This window comes from Ruegeria sp. CDSB029 (assembly GCF_059611125.1).
The window spans coordinates 1-15,069 of sequence record NZ_JBXWOX010000044.1; the positions used below are offsets into that span (position 1 = coordinate 1).

At 55.1% G+C, this 15,069-nt stretch carries 15 protein-coding genes and 1 pseudogene; 10 read left to right on the forward strand and 6 right to left on the reverse strand.

The genetic code is table 11. The features are described from left to right. From AC2FI8_RS24085 to AC2FI8_RS24095, 3 genes and pseudogenes are all read left to right on the forward strand, one after another. Nucleotides 1–611, forward strand: a 611-nt coding sequence (locus AC2FI8_RS24085) for a hypothetical protein (RefSeq protein WP_496781199.1), incomplete at its 5' end; no start/stop codon positions are given. A 400-nt stretch (nucleotides 612–1,011) separates the two neighbouring features. After that, nucleotides 1,012–1,203, forward strand: a pseudogene (locus tag AC2FI8_RS24090) (IS5/IS1182 family transposase); the annotation flags it as partial. A gap of 522 nt (nucleotides 1,204–1,725) precedes the next feature. Further along, a complete protein-coding gene (locus tag AC2FI8_RS24095) occupies nucleotides 1,726–2,355 on the forward strand; it encodes a helix-turn-helix domain-containing protein (RefSeq protein ID WP_496781208.1) in 630 nt (209 codons plus the stop codon). Here the strand turns inward: AC2FI8_RS24095 and AC2FI8_RS24100 are convergent. The 5 genes from AC2FI8_RS24100 to AC2FI8_RS24120 are packed head-to-tail and all read right to left on the reverse strand — an operon-like array spanning nucleotide 2,333 to nucleotide 6,692. Beyond that, a complete protein-coding gene (locus tag AC2FI8_RS24100) occupies nucleotides 2,333–2,830 on the reverse strand; it encodes a GNAT family N-acetyltransferase (RefSeq protein ID WP_496781200.1) in 498 nt (165 codons plus the stop codon). The genes AC2FI8_RS24095 and AC2FI8_RS24100 overlap by 23 nt on opposite strands. A gap of 24 nt (nucleotides 2,831–2,854) precedes the next feature. Then, a complete protein-coding gene (locus AC2FI8_RS24105) occupies nucleotides 2,855–3,922 on the reverse strand; it encodes a heme-dependent oxidative N-demethylase family protein (protein WP_496781201.1) in 1,068 nt (355 codons plus the stop codon). Between the two features lie 13 nt (nucleotides 3,923–3,935). After that, nucleotides 3,936–4,898, reverse strand: coding sequence for a PDR/VanB family oxidoreductase (locus AC2FI8_RS24110; protein WP_496781202.1), 963 nt, complete (start codon nucleotides 4,896–4,898; stop codon nucleotides 3,936–3,938). Further along, nucleotides 4,895–5,491, reverse strand: coding sequence for a dimethylamine monooxygenase subunit DmmA family protein (locus AC2FI8_RS24115; protein ID WP_496781203.1), 597 nt, complete (start codon nucleotides 5,489–5,491; stop codon nucleotides 4,895–4,897). The genes AC2FI8_RS24110 and AC2FI8_RS24115 overlap by 4 nt, the downstream gene beginning before the upstream one ends. Nucleotides 5,492–5,546: 55 nt before the next feature. Then, nucleotides 5,547–6,692, reverse strand: a complete 1,146-nt coding sequence (locus AC2FI8_RS24120) for an aminomethyl transferase family protein (RefSeq protein WP_496741948.1) — start codon at nucleotides 6,690–6,692, stop codon at nucleotides 5,547–5,549. 339 nt (nucleotides 6,693–7,031) lie between these two features. Here AC2FI8_RS24120 and AC2FI8_RS24125 point away from each other — a divergent pair, with 339 nt between their 5' ends. The 6 genes from AC2FI8_RS24125 (at nucleotide 7,032) to glnT (ending at nucleotide 13,155) form a co-directional block, all read left to right on the forward strand. Continuing rightward, nucleotides 7,032–8,408, forward strand: a complete 1,377-nt coding sequence (locus AC2FI8_RS24125) for an ammonium transporter (protein WP_496781204.1) — start codon at nucleotides 7,032–7,034, stop codon at nucleotides 8,406–8,408. A gap of 11 nt (nucleotides 8,409–8,419) precedes the next feature. Beyond that, a complete protein-coding gene (locus tag AC2FI8_RS24130) occupies nucleotides 8,420–8,635 on the forward strand; it encodes a hypothetical protein (protein WP_108861028.1) in 216 nt (71 codons plus the stop codon). A 147-nt stretch (nucleotides 8,636–8,782) separates the two neighbouring features. Then, the gene (locus tag AC2FI8_RS24135; protein ID WP_496700129.1) at nucleotides 8,783–9,712 is read left to right on the forward strand and encodes a class II glutamine amidotransferase; all 930 of its coding nucleotides are present in this window, start codon (nucleotides 8,783–8,785) and stop codon (nucleotides 9,710–9,712) included. A 1-nt stretch (nucleotide 9,713) separates the two neighbouring features. After that, complete coding sequence (locus AC2FI8_RS24140; protein WP_108861026.1) at nucleotides 9,714–10,397, forward strand: GltB/FmdC/FwdC-like GXGXG domain-containing protein; 684 nt, start codon at nucleotides 9,714–9,716, stop codon at nucleotides 10,395–10,397. A gap of 20 nt (nucleotides 10,398–10,417) precedes the next feature. Continuing rightward, a complete protein-coding gene (locus AC2FI8_RS24145) occupies nucleotides 10,418–11,746 on the forward strand; it encodes an FMN-binding glutamate synthase family protein (protein ID WP_496741962.1) in 1,329 nt (442 codons plus the stop codon). 80 nt (nucleotides 11,747–11,826) lie between these two features. Beyond that, nucleotides 11,827–13,155: a type III glutamate--ammonia ligase gene (glnT, locus tag AC2FI8_RS24150; protein ID WP_496781205.1), complete on the forward strand. Its 1,329-nt coding sequence runs from the start codon at nucleotides 11,827–11,829 to the stop codon at nucleotides 13,153–13,155. Nucleotides 13,156–13,553: 398 nt separating this feature from the next. Here glnT and AC2FI8_RS24155 read toward each other — a convergent pair whose 3' ends face one another. Continuing rightward, nucleotides 13,554–13,973, reverse strand: a complete 420-nt coding sequence (locus AC2FI8_RS24155) for a group II truncated hemoglobin (RefSeq protein ID WP_496781206.1) — start codon at nucleotides 13,971–13,973, stop codon at nucleotides 13,554–13,556. 129 nt (nucleotides 13,974–14,102) lie between these two features. Here AC2FI8_RS24155 and AC2FI8_RS24160 point away from each other — a divergent pair, with 129 nt between their 5' ends. Beyond that, complete coding sequence (locus tag AC2FI8_RS24160) at nucleotides 14,103–14,948, forward strand: EamA family transporter (RefSeq protein WP_496781207.1); 846 nt, start codon at nucleotides 14,103–14,105, stop codon at nucleotides 14,946–14,948. Nucleotides 14,949–15,069: the final 121 nt, after the last annotated feature.

Consider the following 15,069-nt stretch of genomic DNA (forward strand, 5'->3'; position numbering starts at 1 on the left):
GTTCGCCCAACTGGCAGGGTAAACCGCTCACCAATTCCACTAATGCTCTGCCATCTGAAAAGTTTGCGACAGAACCCGTTTGCATCATTTTTTTCGGCGAGCCGTTTGTAAGTCTCGCGCTTGGGGACAGGTATGCAGCGGTCATTCCCATTCTCGCATGGCTTGCCATCATGCAGGGAATTCGAGCGTCGCGCAGTGGCAGCACCACTATGGCAGTCGCAAAAGCTCGAACTGAAAACGCCATGATCGCCAATATCGTCCGTGTGAGCGCTTTACCTCTCGTGTGGCATGCGGCGTACCACCAAGGCAATATTTTGTCGGTTATCTGGATAGGTATAGCTGCAGAGCTTGTCAGCGCAATTGTCTCTCTGGTCCTATTACGCCGGCGCACCAATTTTTCACTTTCACCGACCATTTTACCTTCGATTTTTACGCTTTTGTTTTTGGCAGTCAGTGGCGTTCGAACAAATGAAACGTTGCAGGTGAGTATTATTTCACAGACCTACTGGGGCGCGGTTTTATCCGTCGCCTTTCTGATTGGGGCAATCGCATCAATGAAAGAGTTGCGAACTTTCGTGCGCCGTCGAGCCATGCCCAACTATGCTGAGTAAAGCAGATGGTTTTGCCACGGTATCTCTGGAGTGGTTGCTCAAACCTGGATTTGGACGTAGTTGGCGTCGGGGGATTCAAAATCCATCAGCTACAAACGTCACCGGTTTCCTGGCCAGATCATTGCGCGCGCGGTGTGATTGTAAACTTGCTTCAATCTGAGCTTGCGCAAATTTGAGGAGATGTTGTTGCGAGGCCGACAGGGTCGTACAGGCGACGTCTGGCACCTCGATGAGGTTGTTGTGGTATGTCGGGCCGTTTCTGGCGTCAGCGCTTTTGGTTCCATATAGCCGTATTTGATAAGAAAGAGTCCTTGGCTCATCGCAACCACTGAGGAGTGGATGATAAGAAAGACAAGGAAGAGCCCTGGCGAGAAGATCGTCAAAGATATCAAACGGGCTGTGCGCATGTATCCCGGGCTGGAAACAACACAAGCGGCCCGCGCGAAGTGATAAGCGCCGCTACAAACCGCGCAATCACATTAAGATCATGCTCGGTAGGCTCAAGGCATGGCGACGAGTGGCGACACGCTACGACAGATGCCCAAAAGTCTTTCTCTCGGCAATCGTTTTGGCTGCACTCGTCACTTCCTAGCTATGTGCCTTGAACCAAGGGAAATATTGGTAAAAAGATCAGATCGCCCTAATGAAAAAGCGCCCAAAATAATTCCGTGCCCTAAAAGGGTAAGTGGCATTCTGTTTTCCTGACTACAATCGCTTAAACCCGAGGTCGGACTGCTATGCTGGAAAAGAATGTCCGTCGATCGGCGATCCAATACATATGTTCCAACCTCCAACCCGGCATTGGCGCTGCAGGTGACTTTTTTGCCTCTTTCGGTCACAAGCGATCAGTAGAAATGCTCAATGCCGGGCGCGATCGTTGCGATACGCAGAGATTCGATCAACGATGTCAGGCTCCCCATCGAAAAGCCATCAAACCGTGGAATTCTGATCTCTGGTCTTTTTTCTGTCAGCATGATTATTTTACTATCAGGAAAAATTAGGTGCTATGATACTTCGAATGGAATGGGTTTTCCGCTGCTCCTGCTTGCAGAACCAGTTTGGACAAGTGTAGCAAGACATTGAAAGAGTAAAATTGAAAAAACGCGACAAAGAAATGGCGGCAAATCTGACTCAGGACCCACATTCCGTTCGTTCGGGTAACAGAGAAAAAGTTCTTGAAGTTGCCATCGGCCGCGAGGTTCGTGCCTTTCGCAAGCAGCAGGAAATAACCGTCGCGGAGCTGGCCCAGCTAACCGGATTGTCGATTGGCATGCTATCCAAGATCGAAAACGGAAACACGTCACCGTCCTTGACGACCTTGCAGTCGCTGGCGGATGCACTTTCGGTTCCTTTGACAAGCTTCTTCAGACAGTTCGAAGAACGCCGTGAGGCGGTTCATACAAAAGCTGGTGAAGGCGTGGAGCTGGAGCGTGAAGGAACACGCGCAAACCATCAATACAATCTGTTAGGGCATATCGGCGCCAACGGATCAGGCGTAATTGTCGAACCCTACTTGATCACTCTAACCGCTAAATCCGACGTGTTTCCAACATTTCAACATGGTGGCATTGAGACGATTTACATGCTGGAAGGCGAAGTAGATTACCGCCATGGGGACCAGATCTACCCCCTGAAACCAGGTGACACCCTGTTCTTTGATGCGGACGCGCCCCATGGTCCGGAACGGTTGGTTAATCTGCCGGCCCGTTACATATCAGTGATCAGCTATCCGCAGGCAAACTGATCGGTTTGCGCAATAGGAAATCCGTGGGTCTGTCATAGCCTTCATGGCTGCCTGTACCGACGATCGTAAATCCAAGTCTTGAAAACACACGATGGTTTTCAGAGAGTTCCACACGCATTTCCAGCTCCAGCGCAGGCAGACCAAGCTCAGTTGCACGGCTTGCAGCATGATCCACCAACATGCGGCAGATACCTTGCCCCCGCAGTCCTTCCTGAACTGCAAGCTTCCCCACGTACAGGCAGTCAGGTTTGGGCGTCAGAAACATACATGCGAATAGCGGTCGGCCGATGGCCCAGATTTCACCACCGTCCTGACAATGCGCCCGCATCCCTTCTACCGTCAGCCTATGGATAGAAGACGGGGGGTCGATCCGGGCATCCATGAATTGAAATGACGCGCGAAGCAGCGCAAGCGCGTCATACAACGCAAAGTCATCTCTCGGAATGAGCCAAGGCGTGATGTTCGGATCAGTCATTTGAGCAAGGGCGCTTCACAATGCTCACTTCGACAAAGGCGGTTCCGTTTCCAGATCCGGCCAAATCCCCGGCGATGTGGGCAATCCGTCGTCAAACTGGCCGAGATAGTCCAGCATCATCGGACGGTTGTCGATGAACCCTTTGTAAGTCGCCAGCTCTTCAGGCAGGTCTCGAATAACCCGGTGCAGACGACGGCCCCATTTGGGAACAGTCATCAGATCCTGAAAACTGCACAGATAGCAGCGGATCGGGAACACCAGCGCATTGGAGCGCGGCAGACGGAAGAACGTCTGCAACTCGACCCGCAGATGCTGCTTGTGGGCGATGTTTTCGGGCGTCAGCGTGGTCTTTTGGATCCCCCATTTGTGATAGTTTTCCGGGCTTGTATCCAGCAAAGGGTTCACCGTCATGGTCCAGTTGAGACGCCGCGCAGGGGCGCCCTGCTGGATATTCAGCAAGAACTTCAGCGCGCGCTGGAAAATACCCATTTCATGGGCCTTCGGAACCGGCGCGTGCCATTCGAAAAAGTTCATGCCGATGTCGAAATCAAGACTCCAATCGGCTTGCGTCGTCACCATACCAGCATCCATCCACAGCATCTCATCACGCTGATCCAGCACAGCGAAATCGCCCTGAGCCTGTCGCGTGATGTATTCCATCGGCCCATAAGGCAGCGTGGTTTCATCCATGAAGGTAAAGCTGTGATCAATCCCCAGCGGCTTGTTGATCCAGCGCCACTGATTGCCGTTGCGATGCAGCTCGAACAGGTCCGGGTAATCCTCGGACTTGCTAACCATGATCAGTTCCAGCAAGTCCCAACCGGCCAATGTCATATGCGGCAACGACTGACAACGCAGCGGGTCCTGATCCAGAACCATTGCGCGATCTTTCATCTCTGAGACGTAGTGCTCGTCCACATCGAACCGCATTTCATAGACCGAGCCCTCGGGACCACCGCGATGCTGTTCCATGTTGACCGAGTACATGTAGCTGTCTTCGTGGAATGGGAACGGAAAGCGTTTGATCGCCCATTCCGAGTTGTGGAACGTATAGTCGTCTCGGAAGGACTCGTCGTTGAATTGAATGGTCATGATGGGCCTCCTCTCAGCGGTCCAGCACGAGGGACTTGCCCTCGAAACGCGATACGCAGGGCATGATTTTCTTGCCCGATGCCTTTTCTTCGTCGGTCAGCCAGTGATCGCGGTGCACAAAGTTGCCGTCGTGATCCAGCACCACGGTTTCGCACTGACCGCAGGCGCCGCCACGGCACAGATACGGCGCATCCACACCTTCACGTTCAATGGCTTCCAGCAGGCTTTCGTTTTCACCGACATGAACGACTTTGTCTGAGGCTGCCAGACGCACTTCGAACGGTTTACCGGGCTGTGGGGCCAGAAACTCTTCGTAATGCACGCAATCCTCGGGCCAGCCTTCGGCGGCTGCGGTATTACGTACCCAGTTGATCATGCCCTTGGGACCACAGACATAGACATGTGTGCCCAGAGGTTGCCCGCTCAGGAGGTTCTCCAGATCAATCTGCTGGTTCTGGTCGTCGTAGTACAGATGCGTCTCATTTGGATGCCGGTCGGTCAGTTGGTCCGCATAAGATGCCAGCGCGTGATTGCGGCAGGCATAGTGCAGCTCCCAATGTCCGTGCAGCAGTTCAAGTTGTTTGATCTGCGCTAGAAACGGGGTGATCCCGATGCCACCGGCCAGAAACAGGTGCTTGCGGGCGCGCAGGTCCAGTGAAAACAAGTTGACCGGATAGCTGATGATCATCTCATCACCCAGCTTGACCTGGCGGTGCATGAACAGTGAACCACCCCTGCCCTCGTCATCGCGCCGAACCGAGATCGTATAGGACGACCGATCAAACGGATCCGACATCAGCGAATATGGATTTAAGCGGGTGATACCGCCGTCCTGCATTTCGACAACGGTATGCGCACCGCCCGAAAAAGTTGGCAATTGTCCGCCGTCAACACGTTCAAACCGGAATCGCGTTACCAACTCGTTCAGCGGGGTGATTTCAGTCACTTTGACCTGGATTTTCTCGGCACCGCTCATTCGTAAATCCCTTTCGGCTCGGGCACGTTGCCATGGTCTTCGGCATCGACACGGACCCCCTGATAGGCGGCAAGACGGCGGGAATAGTGATCGCGCACAAACAGGTTCAGCCCGCAATGCGCGCAGACAAACGGATCAACCTCGACATCTTCGGTGATGCCCTTGCAATGCACGCATTGCATACGGCGTGCAACCGAACCGCGATGTTCTGTCTGGATCGCCGTGTGCGGCAGGCCAACCGCCATCACTTCGTTCATGGCCTGACCCATCATGCCCTCTGAACCGGTCAGATAGACCTGCAACCCCATATGAGCATCTTCCAAAACGCGGCGAATGCGCTGCAGCGAGGCCTCATAGGATGGACCTTCGTAGAATTGCGCAGGCTTCGCTGCCTGCAGTCGCTCAACGTAATCCGTTCCCTTGGGAATGTAGATCAGATGGGTTTTGGCCATCAGGTCGGGTGTCGCGATGTCAAGAACGGCTTCGGCCCCTTCGGCCTCAGCGATCATGAGATGGTTTTCGCCCGGGCGGACCTCTAGCGTGCCCCAGACCGGGCGGCTTGCGATTGACTTGGGAAATTCGAACTTTGACATTGTGCCCTCAAATAGGAAAAGGGCGCCACGGTGTGTCCGTTGCGCCCCCTTAAACTCAGCCCTTTGCGGTTCTGATCGATTTGTCCTGATCGTAGAACGGCATCTCTTCCGCAGTCGCTGCTATTTCTGTCCCATCGCCGTTGCGGACCGTCAGTTGGGTGCCCGGTGAGGCACACGCAACCGGCATACGGGCGATACCAACATTGTGCCCATTGATTTCGGAATACATGCCGAAGGTGACAACGCCGACCTTTTCACCATTTTGCAGCAGATCCGCGCCCTCGTCCGCAGGGGTCGTGCCGTCAAGTTTGACGCCGTAGATCTTGAACCGTTCTTTGCCTTGCGAAGCATAGTGGTTCTCGGCCCCGATAAAGCCGGTTTTCCCGGGTGACACAGTGAATTCCAAACCCAGTTCCCAAAGCGTATCACCGCATGTTTCGTCGTCGAACGGGTAGGTTTCCGAGTTATCTCCGGGGTAAAACAGCAGATAGCTTTCGGTGCGCAGCAGATCAAGCGTCGAGAACTGGACCGGCACGATGCCCATGTCTTTGCCCTCGGCCAGAATGTTGTCCCACAGGTGTACTGCGTGCTTGGCCTGACAGAAAATTTCGTACCCGCGCTCACCGGTGTAGCCGGTCCGCGAAATCATCACCGGGCAGCCATAGAGTTTGGTTTGCATGATCCCAAAATAAGCCAGATCACGAATTCCGGGAATGTGCTTGGCCAGGAAATCAACGGCCACCGGTCCCTGCAGCGACATGTCGTGCATGTCGTCGTCAAAAATGACCGCGCAGTTTTTGCCCGCCGCCACAGACGTCAGCTGCTCCATGCCCGTACCGGTTCCGTGCACCACAAGCCATGTGTTCACCGACAAGCGATAGATGATGCAATCGTCAACGAATTTGCCTTCAGCATTCAGGATCGAGGCATAGGTCGAACGACCCGGCATGATCTTTTCCACGTTCCGCGTGGTGACCCGATCAATGACATATGCGGCATCTTCGCCGACCACGTGAACCTTTTTCAGGCCGGAAACATCCATGAGGCCAGCTTTGGTTCGAATTGCTTCATAGTCAGCTTTGGCGCGCTCTGGGCTGTGGTCGTAGAACCATGCGGTTCCCATGCCGTTCCAGTCCTCAAGTTCGCCGCCGATCTCGGCATGGCGCTGCGCAAGGGCGGACGTCCTCCAAAGAATGGCCATGGTTCAGCTCTCCCGTTGATTGCTTTTTGTTGCCATATTGAGGCTGATGTCAGATTGAAAATCAACACCTCTGTGCAGAATATTTTCCTGATGGGAATATTTGCCTTCAATTTCTGAACCCATAGACGGGGGCTTAGAGTTGAAGGAAACCCCTTATTTTCATGAAGAAAAGCCAGTTTTCGACCCTTCAAATTGAGAATGCGACACCACCGTTAAAGATGTTTGCCCCACATATCTATTGACAGGTGCCCCACGAGATTGTCCCCTGAGTAGATAAAATTTCCCAGCAGGAAAACTCCGCAGAGAGACCTCCTGCTGCAACAACAGGGAGACTACGAAGTGGATGGCAATTTAAATGCTCTCACGACGATCTTTACCGAGTTCTACTACTGGGTAACTGTCGTTTTCATGTTCCTCATCCATGTGGGCTTTTGCATGTACGAAGTCGGCGCAAGTCGTGCCCGTAACCATATGCACACATTGATGAAAAACATCATGATCATCCCTCTGGTGACGGTCACGTTCTTCTTCTTTGGATGGTGGATCTACTGGGCTTTTCCAAACTTTCCGTTCTGGGGCGGTCTGGACACTGAAGCGGGCGCAGCGAATCTGCCTTGGGCCGATACGATGGCGACCAATGTTAGTGACAGAATCACTGGCGTTTTCTGGGCGGCATTCCTGCTGTTCTCTTGGACGGCGGCCTCGATCGTTTCGGGTTCCGTGATCGAACGGATCAGGTCTTCGGCGCTCTGGGTTCATGCGGTCATGATCGGATCGGTCTGGTGGATCATCGACGCTGCGTGGGGCTGGCACTACGGCGGCTGGATGGTTCGCATTCTCGGCTACCATGATGCATATGCTTCCGGTGTAATTCACGCAATTGCAGGCGGTTACGCATTGGGTGTGATCATGGTTTTGGGCCCGCGCCTAGGCAAGTTCGCCAAGGACGGTACACCACGGGACATTCCTCCGCACAATCCGTGGCTACTGACGATCGGTATCTTCCTGATCTACACTGGTTTCTGGGGCTTCTATGCCGCGTGCAACGTGCCAGTGATTTCACCTGAAGGGATCGATGGGCAGATCACCGGCGTCACCTGGACAGCAACCAATATCTATCTGGCTCCGACGACCCTGTCGGCGATCACCTTCAACTTCCTCATGTCGCTATCCGGCGGTCTGATGGCTGCTTACGTGATCTCGAAGGGTGATGCGTTCTGGACTTTCTCGGGTGGGCTTGCCGGAATCATCACCGCCTCGGCCGGTAACGACCTGTATCACCCAATCCAAGCGATGATCATTGCCGCCATCGGTGTCGTGATCGTGTACAAGCTGCACTACTGGGTTGAACGCCGGTTCAAGCTGGATGATGCGGTGGGCGCCGTTGCTGTGCACGGTTATGCCGGGGTTGTTGGCCTGGTGATTTCAGGCTTTGTCCTCTGGGGTGTGCCATCTTCGCCATACGAGGGATACGCAACAATCAACCCGATCGGACAGATCACCGGCGCGGTCATCATGTTCTTTGTTCTGGGCTTCCTGCCTGGATGGGCTCTGGCCAAGATTCAATCTTCAATGGGCGTGCTGCGCATTCCGGAAGAGGTTGAGCTGCAGGGCCTCGATTACGCCGAGCACCATGCCTACGAAGATGCCAAGGCAGCGATCATCGAAGCTGACAAACAGGAATTGGCTGCCCGTGCTGGCGCGGCAGCGAAGTAAAGGAGAAAGACATGTCTACGAACGGATACACAAGCTGGGCTGTCGATCTTGCCGAGGTCGGTCCGATCTACCCCTTCCAAGGTTACGAAGTTCTGATGGTCATCATTGGTGTGGTCTTCTGGATTGGCTGGCATCGCATCCAGTTCGTCCGGGAAGGTGAACACCTTGAGAAGGCCCGCCACACTGGCGACGAAGAGAAGGTGAAGGCACAGCTGGAACGATATTGATCCAGCTTTAAGAGCTGGCAATGGGCGTGAAATCAGAGATCGCGCCCATTGCCTCTTAGGAAAAAAACTTTCCTACTATTATTGATGTCCCCCAGTTTTGTTGATACCGTCGAATCATAGTGAAACACACAAGGAGATCTGCCAGCCATGTGCGGAATTGTTGGATTATTCCTCAAAGACCAGTCTCTTGCGCCCCAACTGGGTAACATGCTGACGGACATGCTGATTACGATGACAGACCGCGGCCCCGATAGTGCCGGTATCGCGATCTATGGCGCAGAGTCGGCAGGCAAAACCAAGATTACAGTCCAGTCGCCCAACCCCGATGCTGACTTTGTCGGCCTGGCTGATGAGCTGGGTGAAAAGCTGGGCGCAACGGTTGGTCAGACAAACAACGACACACACACCGTTCTTGAAATTCCCGCCGGTCAGTTCGAAGCCGCACGCGCTGCGCTGGCCGAAATCCGCCCGTCGGTTCGGATCATGAGCCGCGGCGAAAGCCTCGAAATCTACAAGGAAGTTGGCCTGCCCAAGGATGTTGCAGACCGATTTAACCTCAACGGTATGAGCGGCACCCATGGCATTGGGCATACTCGTATGGCGACCGAATCCGCCGTGACGACAATGGGCGCACATCCGTTCAACACCGGCCCCGATCAGTGTCTGGTCCACAATGGATCGCTGTCCAACCACAACTCGTTGCGCCGCAAACTGCGCCGTGAAGGTGTGGTTATCCAGACCGAGAACGACACCGAAGTGGGTGCAGCATATCTAACCTGGAAAATGATGAACGGCGCGACACTGGGTGAGGCTCTGGAGACCAGCATTGATGATCTGGACGGTTTCTTCACCTTTGTTGTTGGCACCAAAGACGGGTTTGGTGTCGTACGTGACCCGATTGCATGCAAACCTGCAGTGATGGCCGAAACAGACCAATATGTGGCCTTTGGCAGCGAATACCGTGCTTTGGTAAACCTGCCGGGCATTGAAGACGCCCGGGTTTGGGAACCTGAACCCTCCACCGTATATTTCTGGTCGCACAACGACAGCCCCACAACCCACGAAAAGGCCGCCTGATATGCAGACCTATGATCTAGAGGCAGACGGGCTGCGCGGATTGAACTCATCCCTGCAGGCACAAAACGCCGAGACCAATCAAACCCGATGGGAAATTGTGAACCCTAAAGGCAGCCACGCAATCGCCGTCGGTCTAGACGCGCCGATTGAGGTGACGGTCAAAGGCTCGACCGGGTATTATTGTGCCGGGATGAACCAACAGGCGACCATAAAGGTCGAAGGCTCTGTTGGTCCGGGCGTTGCCGAAAACATGATGTCCGGTCAGGTCATCGTCGATGGTGACGCCAGCCAATACGCCGGAGCGACCGGCCATGGCGGATTGCTGGTGATCAAAGGTAATGCCAGCTCGCGCTGCGGCATCTCAATGAAAGGGATCGATATCGTCGTGCATGGCAACATCGGCCATATGTCCGCCTTCATGGCACAGGATGGCAATCTGGTTGTCTGCGGGGACGCTGGGGATGCGCTGGGGGATTCACTCTACGAAGCCCGGCTGTTCGTGCGTGGTTCGGTCAAGAGCCTCGGCGCCGATTGCATCGAGAAGGACATGCGTCCCGAGCATCTGGATATCCTGAGGGATCTTCTGGCCCGCGCGGGCAGCGACGCCAAGCCAGAAGAGTTCAAACGCTATGGTTCGGCCCGTCAGCTTTATAATTTCGACGTTGATAACGCCGCCGCTTACTGAGGAAGAAGGGTATGAAAGATATGGACGATCAGATCCCCCGCACCCTGCCGATCCAGTCGGCGACATTTTCCAACCCGATCAATGCCGAGATCCGTCGCGCCGCTGCGACCGGCATCTATGACATTCGAGGTGGGGGAGCCAAACGGAAAGTACCTCATTTCGACGATCTGCTGTTTCTGGGTGCGTCGGTATCCCGCTATCCGTTGGAGGGTTATCGCGAACGTTGCGATACCTCAGTAACGTTGGGCACCCGCTTTGCCAAAAAGCCGATCGAGCTGGATATCCCGATCACCATTGCGGGTATGAGCTTTGGCGCATTGTCCGGTCCGGCGAAAGAAGCTCTGGGCCGCGGCGCATCCGCAGCGGGCACGTCAACCACCACCGGTGACGGTGGCATGACACCAGAGGAACGCGGCCATTCGACCAAGCTGGTGTATCAATACCTGCCTTCGCGTTACGGCATGAACCCGAACGATCTGCGCAAGGCTGATGCAATTGAGATTGTGGTTGGCCAAGGCGCTAAACCCGGCGGCGGCGGTATGCTGCTGGGTCAGAAGATCAGCGACCGCGTGGCCGAGATGAGAACCCTGCCCAAGGGTATCGACCAGCGCTCGGCCTGTCGCCATCCCGACTGGACCGGCCCGGACGATCTTGAGATCAAGATCCTCGAACTGCGCGAGATCACTGACTGGCAAGTGCCGATCTATGTCAAAGTTGGCGCAACACGCCCCTACTACGACACTGCTTTGGCCGTGAAAGCTGGCGCCGACGTTGTCGTCATGGATGGGATGCAGGGCGGCACCGCTGCCACGCAGGACGTTTTCATCGAACATGTCGGTCTGCCGACGCTGTCCTGTATCCGCCCCGCCGTTCAGGCACTGCAGGATCTGGGCGTGCACCGAGAGGTGCAGCTGGTTATCTCGGGCGGTATCCGCACCGGGGCCGATGTGGCTAAGGCTTTGGCGCTGGGTGCAGATGCGGTCGCCATAGGCACCGCCGCATTGGTGGCTCTGGGCGACAACGATCCCAAGTGGGAGGCCGAGTATCAGAAGCTAGGCACCACCACCGGCGCATATGATGATTGGCATGAAGGCCAGGACCCGGCGGGTATCACCACGCAAGACCCAGATTTGGCAGCACGCTTGAACCCGGTTGATGCAGGCCGCAGGCTGCGGAACTACTTGAAAGTTATGACACTTGAGGCGCAGACCATTGCGCGTGCCTGTGGTCACAACCATCTGCACAACCTCGAGCCCGAGGACTTGTGTGCCCTGACAATGGAGGCCGCCGCCATGGCGCGGGTGCCGCTGGCGGGAACCAGTTGGTACCCCGGCAAGGAAGGGTTCTGAATAGATGCTGCGCGGCTCCCTGATGGGGGCCGCGTTTTTGCTTTGACAAACCAAAAAACAACAGGGAAAGGAAAGCAATCGTGACGACAGATCTCGCAGCTTTCGCAAAAGAAAAAGGCGTCAAGTATTTCATGATCTCGTTCACCGATCTGTTCGGTGGACAGCGGGCCAAACTGGTGCCCGCGCAGGCGATTGCCGATATGCAGGAGGACGGAGCGGGATTCGCCGGGTTCGCCACGTGGCTGGACATGACGCCAGCGCATCCCGACATGCTTGCGGTGCCTGATCCGTCCTCGGTCATTCAACTGCCGTGGAAGCCCGAAGTGGCTTGGGTTGCAGGCAACTGCGTGATGGAAGACAAGGATGTCGCGCAGGCCCCGCGCAACGTTTTGCGCCGGTTGATTGACGAAGCTGCAAGCGAAGGCATGCATGTCAAAACTGGTATCGAGGCTGAGTTCTTTTTGCTGACCCCGGATGGCGAGCAAATCAGCGACCCATTCGATACAGCAGAAAAGCCCTGTTATGACCAACAAGCCGTAATGCGCCGCTATGATGTGGTACGCGAGATCTGCGATTACATGCTGGAACTGGGCTGGGGCCCCTACCAGAACGACCACGAGGACGCCAATGGCCAGTTCGAGATGAACTGGGAATTTGATGATGCGCTGCGCACCGCCGACAAGCACTCGTTCTTCAAATTCATGACCAAGTCGGTTGCTGAAAAGCACGGCCTGCGCGCCACCTTCATGCCGAAACCGGTCGAAGGTCTGACCGGAAATGGCTGTCATGCCCATATCTCGGTCTGGGATGCGCCGGGTGACGCCGCCAAGACCAACGTCTTTGCAGGCGAAGGCGACGGCCCTACCGGTGAAGTTGGGCTGGGCGAACGCGGAAAACACTTCCTCGGCGGTATCATGAAACACGCCTCAGCATTGGCGGCAATTACCAACCCCACGGTGAACAGCTACAAGCGTATCAACGCGCCGCGGACAATGTCGGGCGCAACATGGGCGCCCAATACAGTGACCTGGACAGGCAACAACCGGACGCACATGGTTCGCGTTCCCGGCCCCGGCAGGTTTGAGCTGCGCCTGCCAGACGGGGCAACCAACCCGTATCTGCTACAGGCAGTCATCATCGCGGCTGGGCTATCCGGCATCCGGTCCAAGGCAGATCCAGGCAAACGCTGGGATATCGATATGTATGCCGAAGGTCATAAGGTTCGTGGTGCTCCGAAACTGCCTTTGAACATGCTTGATGCGTTGCGTGAATACGACAAGGACAAAGAACTGAAGGCAATGATGGGTGCCGAGTTCTCATCCGCGTTCCTGAAGATGAAACATCAGGAGTGGAACTCATTTGTCTCCCATTTCTCGCGCTGGGAAAAAGACAACACATTGGACATCTAAGTCGGGTTGCAAGGTTGCATTTCTGGGCCGCGGCACAAGCTGCGGCTCAAATTTTCGGGCCCCAAGAGTATCGCCAGGAACGTTCGCGTTTTTCAGCATACGCAAGGCCAGAGCCCCGGCTTGTTTTGAGACCACATCACCAAGCATCAAGACGACACGCAGATCGTACATTTCTGCAAAGAGCAATCTGTTCCGCAACTGAACGATTTTGACCTTTTGTTAGGAATGGGCGGCCCGATGGATGTTTGGGAGGTCAATGCCATTCCTTGGCTAACGTTCGAAAAGCAAACCATCAGAACGTGGGTGCATGATTTCAATCGACCGTATTTTGGCATTTGTCATGGGTATCGGCTTTGATCAGAACCGCGGAACACTACCGTGATTGCCGCAAAGCGACTTTACGTATACCCGGCATCTGCTTCCAACCGCCAATCTGGAACGTCATTAACCAGCATAAGCGCAGCCCGGCGAAGCGTCGCGCGCATCTTTTCCACAACCGGACCGGTCAATTCGCAATCCGCCAATGCGGCATCGAAAGTGTCCAGCCAAAGCTCTGCGTCGGCCTTCCGGATGGGGATATGCGCATGGATTTCGCGCAGGTCCATATGGCCGAAACGTTCACGATAGTAGGCGCGGCCGCCCAGAAACCCGCTGAGAAATTCAAATTGAGCCAGTCTGGTGTGGTTCAGCCCATGTCCTCGAAAATGCAGCCTGTGCAACGAATGCACTGCCGGATCGGTTTCCATCCGGTCATAGAAACGCTCGACCAGAGCGCGCAGTTGGGTCTCACCACCAAGTTGCTCCATCGCAGATTTCATGTGCTGCCTTTCAATATCTCGGGCACCTGCAATATTGCATAACAGGAAAATAAGTTTATCAACAGTGACATTCTGACATACTCATACTTAGAAGCGGAACCAGGTGAAATCAGTGATGGTGATGACGGAATGAACGCTCTGGTGCTTGGCCTTTTGGCGGCACTTTGCTGGGGGGTACACGATCTGGCAGTGCGCTATGTCAGCCAGTCTGTCAGTGTGGTTGCTTCGCTCATGGCTGTGCTGGTTTCGGGCGCAGTGCTGCAACTTGGTCTGGTTGCGATGATGGGTGAAGTCGACCCGATTCCTGGCACGGCATTGATCAGCGCTGTTGCTGCAGGGGGGTGTTATCTGTTGGCGGGCATCAGCATGTACGCCGCTTTTCAACGCGGCCCGGTCCGGCTGGTTGCTCCGATTGTTGCAAGCTATCCGGTGTTGTCCGTCTCACTGGCCATCTGGCGCGGCGCAACGGTCAGCCCGTTGCACTGGCTTGCCATCATCGCGATTGGTGTTGGCGTTTCTGTTGTGGCTGCCCAATCTGAACGCGACGCGACCGAATACCCAGCGGCTGGCCCGACGGTGGTGTTATCGATACTTGCAGCAATCGGGTTCGCCGCCACCTTTGCGCTAGGACAATATGCAACCGAACATAATGACGAATACTCAATCTCTCTGGTTATTCGACTGACGGCAGTTTTTGCCCTAGGCATGATCGCCCTGGCATCCCGGAGATCAATCTGGCCCGGGCGGCGGGCTCTGCCTCTTCTCTGTGTCATGGGTGTTCTGGATGCTGTTGCCATCCTTTGCGTGATCGCGGCGGGCGGGTTGCCGAATGCACAATTTGCCTCGGTGACAGCGTCCGTCTTTGGGCTGCTGACGGTTGTGTTGGCCTGGGCTGTCTTGCGTGAAAAGATGGTGCCACGCCAATGGCTTGGATGTTTGCTTGCGTTTGCCGGAATAGGCTATCTGGCGCTCTGAGGCGACCATTCCGAAAGCTCTTTAAAACAAGGTAATATCAGTTTCGTTAGGGCGCATTTTTTGCGCCCTAACGAAACAGGTCAGGCTGTGAGGCCTTCTGGTTCTGGGAGTTTGTTTGCGC